Raw genomic sequence first — 15,967 nt, forward strand, 5'->3', positions numbered from 1 at the left:
GCGCCTGGATCCGCGTCATCTGGCGCTGCTGGCACGACAGCGTCCCCTACGACCCCACCAAACACGGCGCCGCAACAGCGCTCATGGAGCCTCTCGCTTCCTGAGGTTGACACAGGGAGTGTCATGAGGCCTCCCCCAGTTCGGTCAGCGTCCGGACGATCAGATTGCGCGCCAGCGGCACCTTGTACGCGTTGTCGCGCAGGGGCTCGGCGGCCTCCAGTTCGGCCTCGGCGGCGCGCAGGAACGACTCCCTCGTCACCTGGGCGCCCCGGAGCGCCTCTTCCGCGCGCCGCGCCCGCCACGGTTTGTGGGCGACACCGCCCAGGGCCAGCCGCACGTCCCGCACGTGATCGCCCTCCACGTCCAGGGCGGCGGCCACGGAGACCAGCGCGAAGGCGAACGACGCGCGTTCCCTGACCTTGCGGTAGCGGGACGGCATGCCGAGCGGAGGAACCTCCACGGCGGTGATGAGATCGCCTGGTTCGAGCGTGGTGTCGCGTTCCGGCTCGCTGTCGGGGAGCCTGTGCAGGTCATCGAAGGCGACGGTCCTCTCCCCGCCGTGCCCGTGGACCCGGACGGACGCGTCCAGGGCCGCCAGCGCGACCGCCATGTCGGACGGGTGCGTCGCCACGCACGCCTCCGAGTGGCCCAGGATCGCCAGGTTGCGGTGCTCGCCCTCCCGCGCGGGACATCCGCTGCCGGGACTCCGCTTGTTGCACGGCTTGGAGGCGTCCTGGAAGTACGAGCAGCGGGTGCGCTGGAGCAGGTTGCCGCCGACGGTCGCCAGGTTGCGTATCTGCCCGGACGCTCCCGCAAGGACGGCCTGCGCCAACACGGGGTGCCCCTCGCGGACCGTCCGGTCCGCGGCGAGGGCGCTGTTGCTCACCGCCGCCCCGATGACGAGGCTCCCGTCGGGCCGCAGTTCGATCCCGTCGTGCGGCAGGTGCGAGACGTCGACGAGCCGGGCCGGTTCCTCCACCCCGAGCCGCATCAGGTCCACGAGGTTGGTCCCGCCGCCGAGATAGACGGCTCCGGCCTCGTGCCGCTGAAGGGCGTCCTCGGCACTGGTGGCGCGCTCGTAGGCGAAGGGCCTCATGCTCCGGCCGCCTCCCTGCCCTGCGCGGCCTGTCTCACCGCCGCGACGATGCCGACATACGCACCGCACCGGCAGAGGTTGCCGCTCATGCGTTCACGGATCTCGTCGTCGTCCAGGACGGGGTCAGCGCCGAGGTCGCGGGTCACAGCGCTCGGCCAGCCGCTTTCCGCCTCGTCCAGTACCGCCGTCGCGGAACAGAGCTGACCAGGGGTGCAGTAACCGCACTGGAACGCGTCGTTCTCGATGAACGCCTCTTGCACGGGGCTGAGGCGCCCGTCGTCCTGCGCCAGCCCCTCGACGGTGACGATCTCCGCGCCATCATGCGCGACGGCCAGGGCAAGGCATCCGTTCGCACGGCGTCCGCCGAGAAGGATGGTGCACGCACCGCACTGACCGTGGTCGCAGCCCTTCTTCGAGCCCGTCAGCCCGAGATCCTCACGCAGGACGTCCAGGAGCGACGCCCGCGTATCGACGTTCAGCCGGTGCTCCGTGCCGTTCACGCGCAGGGTGATGTCGGCGTGTACCGGGGTGGCTTCACTGTCCATGCCCGACTGCCTACCCCGGATCATCGATCGGTCACAAGACCTCGACGGCGGCGTCCACGGCGCCCCGGACGTCACCGTCCGGCGGATACAGCAGCGACCGTCCCACGACGAGGCCCTTCACCCCCGGGATCCGCATCGCGCGCCGCCAGCCGTCCCGCACCGCGCGCGGGTCGCCGGCGACCTCGCCGCCGAGCAGCAGCGCGGGCAGCGTCGTCGCCGCCATCACCCGCTCCATCTCCGGGACGACCGGCACCTTCAGCCACGTGTACGCCGACGTGACGCCGAGCCCGGACGCGACCGACACCGCCCGGATCATCGCCTCGGGCGTCAGCAGGTTCCGGACGCGGCCCTCGATCCGGTGCGCCACGAACGGCTCCACCATCGCCATCAGCCGGTGCCGCGCGAGCGCCGACACCGCGTGCGCGCAGCCCTCCAGCGTCCGGGCGGTCGCCGGGTCGGCGTCGTCGACGCGCAGGAGCATCTTGCCGCCGTCCAGCCGCGCCGCGGCGATCGCGTCCGCGTCGTAGGCGGTGAACCGGTCGTCGATCTCGAAGGACGTCCCGGCGAGACCGCCCCGGTTCATCGACCCGATCGCCAGCCGGCCGTCGAGGACGCCGAGCAGCATCAGGTCTTCCAGGACGTCGGGGGTGCCGAGCACGCCGTCCACCCCGGGCCGGTCGAGCGCGACGCACAGCCGGTCGAGCAGGTCGGCGCGGTCGGCCATCGCCACCGGGTCGCCGCCGGCGCCGAGCGCGCCGCGGGCCGGATGGTCCGCCGCGATGATCATCAGCCGGCCGGACGCGCCGGGCGGCGCGTCCCGCCGCTCCCGCCGCGCCGCCGCCTCGGCGATCGCCTCCGGCCGCGCGGCCCGCACGTCGGCCAGGTCGCTGATGCGCACGCCGCCGAGTCTGCTGATGATCACCTCGCCATGTCAATCAGCCGGAGTCGGAGAGGATCTCCACCACCTGGCGCGCCGTGTCGGTGGGCAGCGGCGCCGGCAGGCCCTTCCACTTTCGGGACGCGGCCACCGCCGCGGCGCCCGCCCCTCCGCCGTACACCGCCGCGGCGACGAACGACGCCAGTTCGGGCGGCAGCTTCCGCTCCAGGAGGAGCACGTTCATCCGGTAGGTGGCGGCGGTCGCGAGGACCCCGAAGGCCCCCGCCACGGCGCCCAGCCGCAGCGCGGGGATGCGCTGCCTGGCCTTGTCGATCATCTCCTGCTGAGCGGCCTCGACCACCCGCCGGGCGAGCACGAGGTTCTGCTCCAGCGGGTCGCCGGCCTCCACCGGTTCGCGCGACTCCGTCATGACCTCGCCTTACCCGCAGATGAGGATGAGAATCGAGCGAGCAAAGTGTCACTTCAAGTGACTTTACGTGTGCTGTAGGTTACCGATCCGGACCCCGACAGAGAGGCCGGTGGATGCAACCTTTCGAGCTGCCCGACTTCTACGTCCCGTACCCCGCGCGGCTGAACCCGCACCTGGAGCGCGCGCGAGCGCACACCATGGCGTGGGCGCGCGAGATGCGGATGCTGGACGAGCACCGCGACCCCGGCACGCCCGACATCTGGGACGAGAGCGCGCTCGAAGCCATGGACTATGCGCTCCTGTGCGCCTACACGCACCCCGACTGCGACGGGCCCGAACTCGACCTCGTCACCGACTGGTACGTCTGGGTGTTCTACTTCGACGACCATTTCCTGGAGGTCTTCAAGAAGCCGCACGACCAGGAGGGCGCGCGGTCGTACCTCGACCGGCTGCCGCTGTTCATGTCGCTCGACCCGCCGGAGCCGGTGAACGCCGTCGAGCGCGGTCTCGCCGACCTGTGGGCGCGGACCGTCCCGTCCAGGTCGGACGCCTGGCGGCGCCGCTTCTCCACCAGCACCCTGAACCTGCTGCGCGAGTCGCTGTGGGAGCTGTCCAACATCAGCACCGGGCGGATCCCGAACCCGGTCGAGTACATCGAGATGCGCCGCAAGGTCGGCGGTGCGCCCTGGTCGGCGGACCTCGCCGAACACGCGGCGGGCGTCGAGCTGCCCGAACGCATCGTGGGCACGCGCCCGCTGCGCGTCCTCAAGGACACCTTCTCCGACGCCGTGCACCTGCGGAACGACCTCTTCTCCTACCAGCGGGAGACCGAATCCGAGGGCGAGGTGAACAACTGCGTCCTGGTGATGGAGCATTTCCTCTCCGTCGCGCCCCAGGTCGCCGCGAACACGGTCAACGACCTGCTGACCTCGCGCCTGCGCCAGTTCGAGAACACCGCTCTGACGGAACTCCCCCACATCGTCGAAGACCACGCGCTCGACCCGGTCGAACGAACGGGCGTCGCGGCCTACGTGAAGGCCCTCCAGGACTGGCAGTCCGGCGGCCACGAATGGCACCTGCGCTCCAGCCGGTACATGAACAGCAAAGCGCTGGGCATGTCGGCCGCCCGCATCCCGGCGCTGCTGAAATCCGCGCGGATCAGCCTGCCCCACGTCCCGTTCCAGCGGGTGGGCCCGACACCGCTGCCCGAGTTCGACATCCCGTACCCGCCCCGCGTCAACCCGCACCGCGCCGACGCGGGCCGCAACGTCGTCGCCTGGGCCCGCGAGATGGGCATGTTCGACCCGCGACCACGCACGCCCGTCCCGGTATGGAGCGCCGAGAGGCTCACCGGGATGGCCCTGGAGATCTGCGCCGCGTCCATCGCCCCGGACGCGGGGCCCGAGGCACTCGACCTCGCGACCCAGTGGCTGGCCTGCGGAACCTTCGGCGACGACTACTTCCCCGCCGTCTTCAACCGGGACCGCGACATGGCCGGCGCGAAGCTGTTCCACGCCCGCGTCCCGTCCTTCATGCCCCTGGACTGCGGCGCGACCCCGCCCCCGGAGAACCCGTTCGAGGCCGCCCTCGCCGACCTGTGGCGCCGCACCGCCACCCCCATGGACGACCGCGGCCGCCGCGAGTTCCGCACGGCCGTCGAGCACATGACCGAAAGCTGGCTCTGGGAGCTGAACAACCATCTCCAGTCACGCATCCCGGACCCCGTCGACTACATCGAGATGCGCCGGCACACCTTCGGCTCCGAGCTGACGATGAGCCTGTCCCGCATCGAGCGCGCACACGAGATCCCCGCGCACGTCTTCCAGACCCGCACCCTCCGCGAGATCGACGCCTCCGCGATGGACGTCGCCTGCCTCCTCAACGACTGCTTCTCCTACCAGAAGGAGATCGAGTACGAGGGCGAGCTGAACAACGGCGTCCTCGCCATCGAGAACTTCTTCGGCTGCGGCCGCGACGAGGCACTGCCCATCGTCAACGACCTCATCACCTCACGCCGCCGCCAGTTCGAGCACCTGGCCACCACCGAACTCCCGGCCCTCTGCGACGACCTGGACCTGGACGACACCACCCGCGCGGCACTCACGGCCTACGTGGCCGAACTCCGCGACTGGATGGCCGGCATCCTCCTATGGCACCGCGAATCCGACCGCTACGACGAACGCGAGCCCACCCCGCGCCTCCCCAAACCCACCGGCCTCGGCACCTCCGCCATCTACCTCTTCACCCGCACGACCACGACCCCGACCGTTCCGTCCCCGCGCCCAGCAAGCCCAGGCTCATGAGGGTGTACCTAGAAGACATGGTCATCGCGGGAAATGCTGGGGGGTGTGCGGACATGTGGGGTGCGTCTGGAGCCCTAGCGGGCATCGTTCCCTGGCCCCGTGCCCGCTGCCCGGGCTACGGGGTCAGGGCCGTGCGGGCGGTCATGAGGGCGAAGCCGAGGAGGTTCTGGCCCTGCCAGGACGACACGTCTTCGGCGCGGGGGTCGTCGGCGGCCAGGCCTATGCCCCAGACGCGGTCCAGGGGGCTCGCCTCGACGAGGATGCGGTCGCGGGTGCCGAGGAGGTAGTCGCGAAGCTCCTCGTTCTGCGCGAACTTGGCCTCGCTGCCTTTCGTGACGATCGCCACACGGTGGTCCTGCCAGGTCTTCTCGTCGAAATCGCGGACACGGCGGCCGAGGTCTTTGGCGCGGCGCGGATGGGACGCCGCGATGATCGCGGCGGCCGTTTCCTCGTCGCCGAAGAGGCGGGCCTTTCCGGCCATCATGTAGTGCTCGGCGGTGGCGTAGGTGGTGCCGTCGACGGTGAAGGGGGACGGCCACCACTGGCTGAGATAGCCGGGTCCCGGTTTCTGGTGGCCCCAGAAGAACAGGAATTTCAGGCGCGTGCCCTCCTCCTGGAGGCGGGACAGCTCGGCGACGTCCATGGGACGAGGGTGCCAGCCGGTGGACGGGGGCGGCCAGCGGGTTTCGGGAATGGAAGATCGGCCGGCGTTGTTCGGAAGAAGTACCGCGGCCCTGGTCAGAGGGTGCGGTCTAGACCATTTTGCGAAAGCGGGCTGGACGCCGGGACCATCGTCTAACTTCGGCCCGGCCCGAACAGGAGGACGGCAGTAACAATGGACAAGGCCCTGGCGAACCCCCGTCGCACCCAGATCGTCGCGTGGCCCGAGCGGCGCCCGGCGGATTCGGACTCCGAACGTCCCGCGGAGACCGAGGCGACCAAGGACCAACTCGCCGCGCGCTGACGATAGATGAGAACCCGCCCGGAGCCCCGGGCGGGTTCTTTCGTTTCTAGAGGACGGAGACCGCCAGGTCGCGGACGGTCTTCTCGTCCACCTCGACGCCCAGGCCCGGACCGGACGGGACCTCGGCCGTGCCCTTCGAGACCCGTACCGTCGGGCCCGCGTACGGCGACTCGATGAACTGCCGGCCGTTCAGGTCGACCGGGGTGTCCAGGCCGTGCGCCGCGAAGAGGTGCAGGGACGCGGCCAGGCCCAGGTCGGAGTCGGTGAGGCCGGAGCCCATCAGCGCGACGCCCGCGTCCTCGGCGAGCGAGCAGAGGCGGCGCGAGAGCGTGAGCCCGCCGGTGCGCTGGACCTTCGCGATGGCGATGTCGACCGCTTCGAGACGGACGAACGTGGCCAGGTCGGACGGGTGCCGGAGGCTCTCGTCCAGCGCGACGGGGATCGGGCAGGTGTCGCGGAGGCGGCGCAGCCCGGCGATGTCGTTGGCCGGGAGGGGCTGCTCGAACGCCGTGACGCCGAGGTCCTCCAGGCGCCGCGCCATCCGCAGGGCGCCGCTGACCGTGTAGCCCTGGTTGGCGTCCACCCAGAGGGCGGCGTCGTCGCCCGCGTGCAGGCGGACCGCCTCGACCACGGCCGCGTCGTCGGCGTGCAGGCCGATCTTGACCTTGAAGGCGCCGTAGCCGAGGTCGCGCCCCTCGGCGACGCTGTCGGCGACCTCGTCCGGGGACTGGCCGGAGACGATCCAGGCCAGGTCGATCGTCTCGCGGCGCCGCGCGCCCCACATCATGCCGAGCGGGACGCCGGCGGCGCGGCCCAGCAGGTCGTGGAGGGCGACGTCCACGGCGCTCTTGGCCAGCGGCGCGCCGATGCTGAAGCCGCGGTTGACGGCCCGGTCGAAGGCGGTGGTGGCACCGTCCAGGTCCCAGGCGGGGCGGCCGACCAGGACGGGCGCGAGGTAGCGGTCGATCGTGGTCACGATCGACTCGGCGGTCTCGTACGTCCAGGCGGGGATGGGGGTCGCCTCGCCCCAGCCGTGCGCGCCGTCCGCGCTGACCTTGACCAGGACGCGCAGGCTGGGCCGCCCGGCCACGGTGACCGCGCCGCCGGACACGCCGAACGACCGGCGCGTCGGCAGCGCCACGCAGAACGTCTCGACCCGTTCGATCCTCATCGCACGCCTCCGGTCAGCTGGGCGGGGCCGTGCTGGCGCGCAGCACCACCTCGCCGGCGACGCGCTCGATGCGGCTCCGGCGGGTGGCGGGCTCGCGCAGCGCCAGCCCCATCACGCGCTCCCCCATCGCGTTCAGCGGGAGCGCGACGGTGGTGAGCGGCGGGGTCAGGTCGCGGACGATCGGGATGTCGTCGAAGCCCGCGAGGGAGATGTCGCCCGGCACGGAGACCGCGTTGTCGCGGAACGCCGCGAGCGCGCCGATCGCCATCACGTCCGTGACGGCGAACACGCAGGTCGGGCGGGTCCCGCGGCGGAGCAGCTCGATCGCCGCCGCGTAGCCGCCGTCGCGGGTGAAGGCCGCCTCGACGATGCGCTCGGGCGGGACGGTGATACCGGCGTCGGCGAGCGCGTCGGTGAACCCGCCGAGCCGGTCGGCGACGGTGGTGAGCGCGCGGGGGCCGGTCAGCACGGCGAACTCGCGGTGGCCGAGGTCGAGCAGCGCGCGGGCGAGGGCGCCGGCGCCCTCCCGGTTCTGCGGCAGGACGGCGTCCACCTTGAGGCTGCGGTGCCGGCTGAGGACCGCGACGCGCCCGCCGGTGCGCTGGTAGGGGTCCAGCTCGGCGGCCATCAGGCGCTCCCAGTCGCGGTCCTCGAAGCCGGAGCCGATCAGCAGGATCGCGCGGGCCCGCTGGGCGCGCAGCATCGCCACGTACTCGACCTCGCGGGACGGGTCGCGGAACGTGCTGGCGAGCATCACGAGCATCCCGTGCTCGGCGGCGGTGCGCATCACGCCGTGGGCGATGGCGGCGAAGTAGGGGTCGCTGACGTCGTGGCAGATGACCCCGACGGACTTGCTGGACGAGCTGGCGAGCGCCTGCGCGTGCGCGTTCGGGGTGTAGCTCAGCTCCGCGGCCGCGGCGAGCACGCGTTCCCGGAGGTCGGCGCGCACCTGGGAGGTCCCGTTCAGGACGCGGGACGCGGTGGCCAGCGAGACGCCGGCCTCCCGCGCGACGTCCTGCAGGGTCACGTAGGCCCGGTCGCCGGCGCGCTGCTCCTCGGCCGCTTCCGTCATCACCGCCCCCTCGGTCGACGCGGGGTCCACGCGGCGGGTTTCCTGCGAAGACCCTCTTGACCGCGCCATGCGCCGCTTCTTACGGTACATCAGAAAGCGCTTTCTGAACGCGCTTTCACAGCCACCGTCCCGGAGGAACCCATGGTGAGTCAGGGCACGACGGCCGCGACGCCGAAGGCGGACGCGGCGGGCGTCGTCGAACGCGGCCGGCCCGGCGTGGGCGAGCGGGTCCGCGACGGCCTGGAACGGTCGTGGCGGCCCGTCGCGCTGCTGATCGCCTGCTTCGCGGCCTGGTGGGCCGTGAGCGCCTTCAAGATCGTGGAGGCGTACCTCGTCCCGTCGCCCGGCGCGACGCTGAGCCTGATGGCCGACAAGTGGGGCTACATCTGGCACCACACCTGGGTCACCACGTACGAGACCCTGATCGGCTTCGCGCTCGCGGTGCTCATCGGGGTCTTCGCCGCGGTGGTCATGGTCTACTCGGCGACGGTCGAGCGCACCCTCTATCCGATCCTGCTGTTCGCGCAGGTCATCCCGAAGATCGCGATCGCCCCGCTGTTCGTGGTGTGGCTCGGCTTCGGCATCGGCCCCAAGATCGTCGTGGCGGTGCTGATCGCGTTCTTCCCGGTGGTGATCTCGATGGTGGCCGGGCTGAAGGCGGTGGACCCGGAGATGCTCCAGCTGTCGGCCACCATGGGCGCGAGCCCGCTGGCGACGTTCGCCAAGATCCGGCTGCCGGCCTCGCTCCCGCACCTGTTCTCCGGCCTGAAGGTCGCGGTCACGCTCGCCGTCACCGGCGCCGTCGTCGGCGAGTTCGTCGGCGCCAACGAGGGGCTCGGCTACGTGATCCTGCAGGCCAACGGCAACCTCGACACCCCGATGCTGTTCGCCGGCCTGCTGGTGATGTCGGCCATCGGCGTCGTGCTGTTCGTCGTCGTCGAGGTCGCGGAGAAGCTGCTGCTGCCCTGGCACGCCAGCCGGCGCGGCGACGCGGTCACCACGACGTACTGACGGCGCCGCGCGCGCCGTCCACGCCGGGCGCCGCCGGCACCCGGTCCCACCGCCCCCGCCACCGAACCGTCCGCCCGGGAACCACCGGGCGGGACGTCCGACACCACCGGCCGAGACAAACCCACCCCTTTACGGAGGGCCGCCTCATGAAACTCCGCACTCTCGCCATCGCCGCCATGGTCCCGGCCCTGGCGCTCACCGGCACCGCCTGCGGCGGGGACTCCGACGAGACCACGAGCGCGTCCGGCAAGAAGCTGACCAAGGTCACGCTGACGCTCAACTGGTACCCGTACGGCGAGCACGCGCCGTTCTACTACGGCAAGAAGAAGGGCATCTACGAGAAGCACGGCATCGACCTGGAGATCAAGGCGGGCCAGGGCTCGCAGAAGACCGTCCAGGCCACCGGCGCCGGGCAGACCGACTTCGGCTGGGCCGACACGCCCGCGCTGCTCGCGGCCGTCGACAAGGGGATGCCCGTCAAGAGCGTCGGGGTGTTCCTGCAGACCACGCCCGCGTCGGTGCAGTCGTTCACCACGGCCGGCATCAAGAAGCCCGCCGACCTGAAGGGCAAGAAGATCGCCGGGACGGCCGGGGACGCGCTGGCGCGCACCTTCCCGGTGTTCCTGAAGAAGAACGGCATCAGCGAGAGCGACGTGCCCGTCCAGAACACCGACCCGGCCGGGAAGATGGCCGCGGTGCTGTCCGGCAAGACCGCGGGGCTGATGGGCTTCGCGAACGACCAGGGCCCGACGATGGCCGAGAAGTCCGGCAAGGAAGTGTCGTACCTGCGGTACTCCGACTTCGGGCTGAACTTCTTCTCCAACGGCCTGATCGTCGGCGAGCGCAAGCTGAAGAGCGACGCCGACGTCGTCAAGAAGATGGTCGCCGCCACGAGCGAGTCGTGGACGGCGGCGGAGGGCGACCAGGCGGGCGCCGTCGCGAGCATGGCCGGCGCGTCCGAACAGCTCCCGCCCGGGAAGGTCATCACCGAGCAGTTCAAGACCACGCTGACGCTGCTGCACACGCCGGCGACGCAGGGCAAGGCGCCGGGCGTCAACGCCGAGAGCGACTGGAAGACGACGATCGCCACCTTCCAGCAGGCCGGGGTCATCGGTGAGGCCAAGCCGCCGTCGGAGTACTGGCAGGCGTCGGCCGCACCGCAGGGATGACGGGACGAGCGATGAGGATCATGAGCAAGTCAGCCACCGGGACGGACGGGACCGACGCGACGGCGCGCGAGAGCGCGGTCGAGATCGACGAGGTCGCGGTCCGGTTCCGCAGCCGCAAGCGGGACGTCACGGCGCTGCGCGAGGTGTCGCTGGACATCGCGATGGGCGAGTTCGTGGCCATCGTCGGCCCGTCCGGCTGCGGCAAGTCCACGCTGCTGAAACTGGTCGCGGGGCTGCTGAAGCCCTCGTCCGGCACGGTGCGGCTGCGCGGCGAGACGGTCGCGGGGCCGCGGCACGACATCGGCTACGTGTTCCAGCGGGCCGCGCTGCTGGAGTGGCGCAGCGCCCGCAAGAACATCCTGCTCCAGGCGGAGATGCGCAAGATGCCGTCCGAGCGGGCGCGCGAGCGGACCGCCGAGCTGATCGAGATGACCGGCCTGACGGGGTTCGAGGACGCGCTGCCGCACGAGCTGTCCGGCGGCATGCAGCAGCGGGTCGCGCTGTGCCGGGCACTGCTGCACGAGCCGCCCGTCCTGCTGATGGACGAGCCGTTCGGCGCCCTCGACGCCCTCACCCGCGAGCAGCTCAACGTCGAGATGAACCGGATCTGGCGGGAGACGGGCACGACCGTCCTGCTCGTCACGCACTCGATCGCGGAGGCGGCCTACCTCGCCGACCGCGTCGTGGTGATGACCGACCGGCCCGGCTCGATCGCCGAGATCATCGACGTCGACCTGCCGGCCGAGCGCGACTACGCCGCCACCATGGCCCGCCCTGAGTTCGCCCGCGTCACCAACCGCGTCCGGGGGCTCCTCGGTGCGGGCGGCGCACCGGACTGACCGGTGCCCGCGGCGGAGCGCCGCGGGCGAAGGCCACTACACGACAGGCTAGGAAGGAACGGGATGGCACGCAGGTCCATCGGGATCGTCATGAACGGCGTCACCGGCCGGATGGGGTATCGCCAGCATCTCCTCCGCTCGATCCTCGCGATCAGGGAGCAGGGCGGGGTCCGCACGGGCGACGGCACCGTGCTCTGGCCGGAGCCCGTGCTCGTCGGGCGCAGCGAGGACAAGCTGCGCGACCTCGCCGAGCGGCACGGGCTCACCGCCTGGACGACCGACCTGGCCGAGGCGCTGGCGCGTCCGGAGACCGACGTCTACTTCGACGCGCAGGTCACCAGCGCGCGGGAGGACGCGATCCGCGCCGCCGTGGCGGCCGGCAAGCACATCTACACCGAGAAGCCGCTGGCCGACGACCTGGAGGGCGCGCTGGCCCTCGCGCGGCTCGCCGACGAGGCCGGGGTGCGGCACGGGGTCGTCCAGGACAAGCTGTTCCTGCCGGGGCTGCTCAAGCTGAAACGCCTCATCGACGGCGGGTTCTTCGGGCGGATCCTGTCGGTGCGCGGCGAGTTCGGCTACTGGGTGTTCGAGGGCGACTGGCAGGAGGCGCAGCGCCCGAGCTGGAACTACCGGGCCGAGGACGGCGGCGGGATCATCCTCGACATGTTCTGCCACTGGCGGTACGTGCTGGACGCCATCGCGCCGGTGCGCTCCGTCCAGGCGCTCGGGGCGACGCACATCCCCGAGCGGGTGGACGAGGCCGGCAAGCCGTACGAGGCCACCGCCGACGACGCCGCCTACGGGATCTTCGAGCTGGACGGCGGGATCGTCGCGCAGATCAACTCGTCCTGGGCGACCCGGGTGTTCCGCGACGAGCTGGTGGAGTTCCAGGTGGACGGGACCGAGGGGTCCGCGGTGGCGGGGCTGCGGCGCTGCCGCGTCCAGCACCGGTCGATGACGCCGAAGCCGGTGTGGAACCCCGACCTGCCCGCCACCGAGGACTTCCGCTCGCAGTGGCAGGAGATCCCGGACAACGTCGAGTTCGACAACGGGTTCAAGACCCAGTGGGAGATGTTCCTGCGGCACATCGCCGGCGACGGCGAGTTCCCCTGGGACTTCTACGCCGGGGCGCGCGGCGTGCAGCTCGCCGAGCTCGGGCTGCGGGCGTGGCGGGAGGGCAGGCGCCTGGAGGTACCGGAGCTGTGAAGATCGACCTGCCGGGGTCGCTGACCCCGCACACCATGGGCGAGCCGCGCTCGTACCCGCCGCCTCCCGGCCCGAGCACGTCCCGGGTCGCCTTCGCGGCCGCGCACGTGGTGCCCGGCGGCGAGTTCCTCGACTGGGGGACGACGCTGGCGTTCCGGCGGCATCTGTGGTCGTACGGGCTGGGCGTCGCGGAGGCGATGGACACCGCGCAGCGCGGCATGGGCCTGGACTGGGCGGCGACCCGCGAGCTCATCGTGCGGAGCGGTCGGGAAGCGCTTTCAGTAGGAGGGCGCATCGTGTGCGGGGCGGGCACCGACCAGCTGCCGCCCGGGCCCGCCTCTCTCGACGAGATCGTGGCGGCGTACGAGGAGCAGCTCGCCGTCATCGAGTCGGTGGACGCGGTGCCGGTGCTGATGGCGAGCCGCCATCTGGCCGCCGCGGCGCGCGGGCCGGACGACTACGCCGCGGTCTACGGGCGGCTGCTGCCCCAGGTCAAGCGGCCCGCGGTCCTGCACTGGCTGGGCCCGATGTTCGACCCGGCGCTGGAGGGCTACTGGGGCTCGCCCGACCTGGACACCGCGGCCGAGGCGCTGCTCGCCCTGATCGGCGAGCACGCGTCCCGCATCGACGGCGTGAAGATCTCGCTGCTGGACGCGGAGCGGGAAATCGCCTTCCGCCGCCGCCTGCCGTCCGGCGTCCGGCTCTACACCGGCGACGACTTCAACTATCCGGAACTGATCCGCGGCGACGCCGAGGGCTACAGCGACGCGCTCCTCGGCATCTTCGACCCCATCGCGCCGGCCGCCGCCGCGGCGCTGCGGGCCCTCGACGACGGCGACACCGCGTCCTACGAGGAGATCTTCGCGCCGACGGTGCCGCTCGCACGGCACCTCTTCGAAACCCCGACCTACTACTACAAGACGGGCGTGGTGTTCCTGGCCTGGCTGACCGGCCACCAGAAGCACTTCCGGATGGTCGGCGGGCTTGAGGGCGCTCGATCCGTCCCGCACATGGTGCGCCTCTTCCAGCTCGCCGACGCCGCGGGGCTCTTCCCGGACCCCGGCCTCGCGGTCCACAGGATGCGCGCCTGGCTGACCGTCCAAGGAGCCGAGTGATGAGGTTCAGCCTCAACCAGTGGACGACCCGGTACTGGCCCCTGCCCGACCTCGCCGCCGGCTGCGCGTCGGCAGGGGTCACCGGCGTCGGCCTTTGGCGGGAGCCCGTCGGCGAGTACGGCGTGGCCCGCACGTCCAAGCTGATGCGCGAGCACGGCCTGACGGTCACGTCCCTGTGCCGGGGCGGCTTCTTCCAGGAAGAGGACGCCGTGGAGAACAACCGCCGTGCCATCGAGGAGGCCGCCGAACTGGGTACACCCGTACTGTGCCTAGTGAGCGGCGGGCTGCCGGAGGGGTCCCGTGACCTGGACGGAGCCCGTACCCGTGTCGCCGACGTCCTGGCCGAACTCGCGCCCTACGCGGGCGAGCACGGCGTCCAGCTCGCGCTGGAGCCGCTGCACCCGATGTACTGCTCCGACCGGTGCGTGGTGTCCACCCTCGCGCAGGCGCTCGACATGGCGGCGCCGTTCCCGTCCGCCCAGGTGGGCGTGATGATCGACACCTATCACCTGTGGTGGGACCCGGACGCCTGGGCCGGCATCGCCCGCGCGGGCGCGGAGGGCCGGCTGTCGCTGTTCCAGGTCGCCGACTGGGTGACGCCGCTGCCCGAGGGCGTCCTCACCGGACGCGGCATGCTCGGCGACGGCTGCGTCGAGCTGCGGCGCTTCCGCGAGGCCGTCGACGCCACCGGCTACACCGGCCCGATCGAGGTGGAGATCTTCAACGACGCCGTCTGGGCCATGCCGGGCCCGGACGCCCTGGACCTGGCCCTCTCCCGCTACCGCGAGCACGTCGCGTGACGGACCGGCCCGGCGCGCCTCGCGGGGCCGTTTCCCGGACGTCGGACGGAGGCCGGACCTGGCGGGCGGCGTCGGGCGCCTGGCTCGGCATCGGGACGGCGCCGGGCGCGCTCGTCCTCGGCGCGCAGGTCGGCGGGCGCCACGACGGCGCGCTGCCGTTGATCGTCCTCGTGGTGGGCGGCGCCGTCATGGCGACGCTGCTCGCCGCGCAGGGACGGCTCGGCCTCCGGGCGCCGGCCGGTGAGGACGCGGGCATGACCGAGCTCGCGCCGCGCTACCTGCCGCCCATGGCCGAGCGCGCGTTCACCGCCCTGCTGGCGGCCGCGATGGTCGGCTGGTTCGGCTTCAACGTCGGCCTCGGCGGGGCGGCCGCCGCCGCGCTGGGCGGCGTCCCGGACGCGGTCGGCGTGGTGGCGCTGACCGTCCCGATGGTCGCGGTCCTGATCGCCGGCAGCGGCCGGTGGAACGCGGTCGCCGTCGCCACCACCCTCACCGCGATCGCGCTGATCGGCATCGTCGCCGTGCGGCTCGCTCCGCCCTCCTCGCCGGTGACGTTCTCCCGGGAGGGCCCGCCCGGCGTCCTGGTCGCCGACCTCGCCGGCTACATCGGGTACGTGTCGGTGTTCGCCGTCCGGGCCCCCGACTTCACCGTCGGCCTGCGCGGGCGCGGCGACCTCGCGGCCTGCGTGGCGCTCCTCGTCGGCCCCGCGCTCGCGGCCTCCGTCGTGGGCGCCGGGGTCGCGGCGGCCAGCGGCTCCACCGACGTCGTCGCCGTCCTGGCCGGGCCGGACGGCCTCCCGGCCGCGAACCTGTTCGTCGCCGCCTCGGTCATCGCCCCGACCCTCGCCGCCGTCCACTCCGGCGTCTTCGCCGTCCGCCGCTTCCTCCCCGCCCCCACCGCGCTCGGTTCCGGCGAGCGTGAGACCTGGGTGTGGGGGCGGGTCGATGGGCGGCAGGTCGTGGCGGTTCTGGCGATCTCGGTTCCCGGGGCCGTGCTCGCGGCGCTGCGGGTGGACCGGATGCTGCTCGACTGGCTGACGGTGCTGGCGGCGGCGCTGCCGGCGCTCGTGCCGCCGATGGCGGCGGAGGCGGCTCGCCGGCGGCGCGGGCGGGCGGGACGTCCGGTGGCGACGTGGATCTGGGCCCCCGGGGCGGCCGTCGCCATGGCGCTGACCTTGGCGGGGCACTCCGCCGCCGCGCCCGCCGGGCTCGTGGTGTCCGCGGCCGCGACGGCCGTGCACGGATGGCTGCGGCGGGTTCGGTCGTGACGTGATGTCCACATGTGGCAGGGCCGAATTGTCTCTTGACGTCGGGCGAGGCCGGTCGTACTTTCGTGAAAGCGCTTCCAGAAAGCGCTTTCCAGGCCCGC

Annotated in this window: 16 protein-coding genes; 9 read left to right on the forward strand and 7 right to left on the reverse strand. The window is 72.2% G+C overall.

The features are described 5' to 3' along the window. Window positions 1-121: 121 nt before the first annotated feature. From ABGB11_RS37525 to ABGB11_RS37540, 4 genes are read right to left on the reverse strand one after another with little or no spacing between them, the layout of a single operon-like run. The gene (locus ABGB11_RS37525) at window positions 122-1,096 is read right to left on the reverse strand and encodes a xanthine dehydrogenase family protein subunit M (protein ID WP_347640256.1); all 975 of its coding nucleotides are present in this window, start codon (window positions 1,094-1,096) and stop codon (window positions 122-124) included. Beyond that, the gene (locus tag ABGB11_RS37530) at window positions 1,093-1,641 is read right to left on the reverse strand and encodes a 2Fe-2S iron-sulfur cluster-binding protein (protein ID WP_347640257.1); all 549 of its coding nucleotides are present in this window, start codon (window positions 1,639-1,641) and stop codon (window positions 1,093-1,095) included. Before ABGB11_RS37530 ends, ABGB11_RS37525 begins: the two co-directional genes overlap by 4 nt. Before the next feature lie 31 nt (window positions 1,642-1,672). Continuing rightward, entirely contained in the window at window positions 1,673-2,560 is an 888-nt protein-coding gene (locus ABGB11_RS37535) for an aldolase (RefSeq protein WP_347640323.1), read from the reverse strand. A gap of 16 nt (window positions 2,561-2,576) precedes the next feature. Further along, window positions 2,577-2,948, reverse strand: a complete 372-nt coding sequence (locus tag ABGB11_RS37540) for a phage holin family protein (RefSeq protein WP_347640258.1) — start codon at window positions 2,946-2,948, stop codon at window positions 2,577-2,579. 113 nt (window positions 2,949-3,061) lie between these two features. Between ABGB11_RS37540 and ABGB11_RS37545 the strand changes: the two genes are divergently transcribed. Continuing rightward, the gene (locus ABGB11_RS37545; protein ID WP_347640259.1) at window positions 3,062-5,251 is read left to right on the forward strand and encodes a germacradienol/geosmin synthase; all 2,190 of its coding nucleotides are present in this window, start codon (window positions 3,062-3,064) and stop codon (window positions 5,249-5,251) included. Window positions 5,252-5,366: 115 nt separating this feature from the next. Here the strand turns inward: ABGB11_RS37545 and ABGB11_RS37550 are convergent, their stop codons facing one another. Next, a complete protein-coding gene (locus tag ABGB11_RS37550; protein ID WP_347640260.1) occupies window positions 5,367-5,894 on the reverse strand; it encodes an NADAR family protein in 528 nt (175 codons plus the stop codon). Between the two features lie 192 nt (window positions 5,895-6,086). Between ABGB11_RS37550 and ABGB11_RS37555 the strand changes: the two genes are divergently transcribed. Further along, a complete protein-coding gene (locus ABGB11_RS37555; RefSeq protein WP_347640261.1) occupies window positions 6,087-6,215 on the forward strand; it encodes a hypothetical protein in 129 nt (42 codons plus the stop codon). Between the two features lie 46 nt (window positions 6,216-6,261). Here the strand turns inward: ABGB11_RS37555 and ABGB11_RS37560 are convergent, their stop codons facing one another. Further along, window positions 6,262-7,386, reverse strand: a complete 1,125-nt coding sequence (locus ABGB11_RS37560; protein WP_347640262.1) for an enolase C-terminal domain-like protein — start codon at window positions 7,384-7,386, stop codon at window positions 6,262-6,264. Window positions 7,387-7,399: 13 nt separating this feature from the next. Next, window positions 7,400-8,458, reverse strand: coding sequence for a LacI family DNA-binding transcriptional regulator (locus ABGB11_RS37565; protein ID WP_347640263.1), 1,059 nt, complete (start codon window positions 8,456-8,458; stop codon window positions 7,400-7,402). 141 nt (window positions 8,459-8,599) lie between these two features. Here ABGB11_RS37565 and ABGB11_RS37570 point away from each other — a divergent pair, with 141 nt between their 5' ends. From ABGB11_RS37570 to ABGB11_RS37600, 7 genes are all read left to right on the forward strand, one after another. Further along, the gene (locus tag ABGB11_RS37570; RefSeq protein ID WP_347640264.1) at window positions 8,600-9,469 is read left to right on the forward strand and encodes an ABC transporter permease; all 870 of its coding nucleotides are present in this window, start codon (window positions 8,600-8,602) and stop codon (window positions 9,467-9,469) included. 146 nt (window positions 9,470-9,615) lie between these two features. Next, the gene (locus tag ABGB11_RS37575) at window positions 9,616-10,638 is read left to right on the forward strand and encodes an ABC transporter substrate-binding protein (RefSeq protein ID WP_347640265.1); all 1,023 of its coding nucleotides are present in this window, start codon (window positions 9,616-9,618) and stop codon (window positions 10,636-10,638) included. Window positions 10,639-10,658: 20 nt separating this feature from the next. Continuing rightward, window positions 10,659-11,477 carry an ABC transporter ATP-binding protein gene (locus ABGB11_RS37580; RefSeq protein WP_347640266.1) on the forward strand — a complete coding sequence of 273 codons (819 nt, stop codon included), beginning with the start codon at window positions 10,659-10,661 and terminating at the stop codon, window positions 11,475-11,477. 63 nt (window positions 11,478-11,540) lie between these two features. After that, window positions 11,541-12,683 (forward strand): Gfo/Idh/MocA family oxidoreductase, encoded by a 1,143-nt coding sequence (locus ABGB11_RS37585; RefSeq protein WP_347640267.1) that lies wholly within the window; start codon window positions 11,541-11,543, stop codon window positions 12,681-12,683. Further along, the gene (locus tag ABGB11_RS37590) at window positions 12,680-13,798 is read left to right on the forward strand and encodes a dihydrodipicolinate synthase family protein (protein ID WP_347640268.1); all 1,119 of its coding nucleotides are present in this window, start codon (window positions 12,680-12,682) and stop codon (window positions 13,796-13,798) included. The genes ABGB11_RS37585 and ABGB11_RS37590 overlap by 4 nt, the downstream gene beginning before the upstream one ends. Next, window positions 13,798-14,598, forward strand: a complete 801-nt coding sequence (locus tag ABGB11_RS37595; protein WP_347640269.1) for a sugar phosphate isomerase/epimerase family protein — start codon at window positions 13,798-13,800, stop codon at window positions 14,596-14,598. The genes ABGB11_RS37590 and ABGB11_RS37595 overlap by 1 nt, the downstream gene beginning before the upstream one ends. After that, a complete protein-coding gene (locus ABGB11_RS37600; RefSeq protein WP_347640270.1) occupies window positions 14,595-15,866 on the forward strand; it encodes a hypothetical protein in 1,272 nt (423 codons plus the stop codon). The genes ABGB11_RS37595 and ABGB11_RS37600 overlap by 4 nt, the downstream gene beginning before the upstream one ends. The last annotated feature ends 101 nt before the right edge of the window (window positions 15,867-15,967 follow it).

The organism is Actinomadura sp. B10D3 (assembly GCF_039871695.1).
GTDB classification, from domain to species: Bacteria; Actinomycetota; Actinomycetes; order Streptosporangiales; family Streptosporangiaceae; genus Spirillospora; species Spirillospora madurae.

Excerpts from the sequence above, each read along its gene's own strand:
- ABGB11_RS37525 (WP_347640256.1), bottom strand. The coding sequence starts at position 1,096 with ATGAGGCCCTTCGCCTACGAGCGCGCCACCAGTGCCGAGGACGCCCTT.
- ABGB11_RS37530 (WP_347640257.1), bottom strand. The coding sequence starts at position 1,641 with ATGGACAGTGAAGCCACCCCGGTACACGCCGACATCACCCTGCGCGTG.
- ABGB11_RS37540 (WP_347640258.1), bottom strand. The coding sequence starts at position 2,948 with ATGACGGAGTCGCGCGAACCGGTGGAGGCCGGCGACCCGCTGGAGCAG.
- ABGB11_RS37545 (WP_347640259.1), top strand. The coding sequence starts at position 3,062 with ATGCAACCTTTCGAGCTGCCCGACTTCTACGTCCCGTACCCCGCGCGG.
- ABGB11_RS37550 (WP_347640260.1), bottom strand. The coding sequence starts at position 5,894 with ATGGACGTCGCCGAGCTGTCCCGCCTCCAGGAGGAGGGCACGCGCCTG.
- ABGB11_RS37555 (WP_347640261.1), top strand. The coding sequence starts at position 6,087 with ATGGACAAGGCCCTGGCGAACCCCCGTCGCACCCAGATCGTCGCGTGG.
- ABGB11_RS37560 (WP_347640262.1), bottom strand. The coding sequence starts at position 7,386 with ATGAGGATCGAACGGGTCGAGACGTTCTGCGTGGCGCTGCCGACGCGC.
- ABGB11_RS37565 (WP_347640263.1), bottom strand. The coding sequence starts at position 8,458 with ATGACGGAAGCGGCCGAGGAGCAGCGCGCCGGCGACCGGGCCTACGTG.
- ABGB11_RS37570 (WP_347640264.1), top strand. The coding sequence starts at position 8,600 with ATGGTGAGTCAGGGCACGACGGCCGCGACGCCGAAGGCGGACGCGGCG.
- ABGB11_RS37575 (WP_347640265.1), top strand. The coding sequence starts at position 9,616 with ATGAAACTCCGCACTCTCGCCATCGCCGCCATGGTCCCGGCCCTGGCG.
- ABGB11_RS37580 (WP_347640266.1), top strand. The coding sequence starts at position 10,659 with ATGAGCAAGTCAGCCACCGGGACGGACGGGACCGACGCGACGGCGCGC.
- ABGB11_RS37585 (WP_347640267.1), top strand. The coding sequence starts at position 11,541 with ATGGCACGCAGGTCCATCGGGATCGTCATGAACGGCGTCACCGGCCGG.
- ABGB11_RS37595 (WP_347640269.1), top strand. The coding sequence starts at position 13,798 with ATGAGGTTCAGCCTCAACCAGTGGACGACCCGGTACTGGCCCCTGCCC.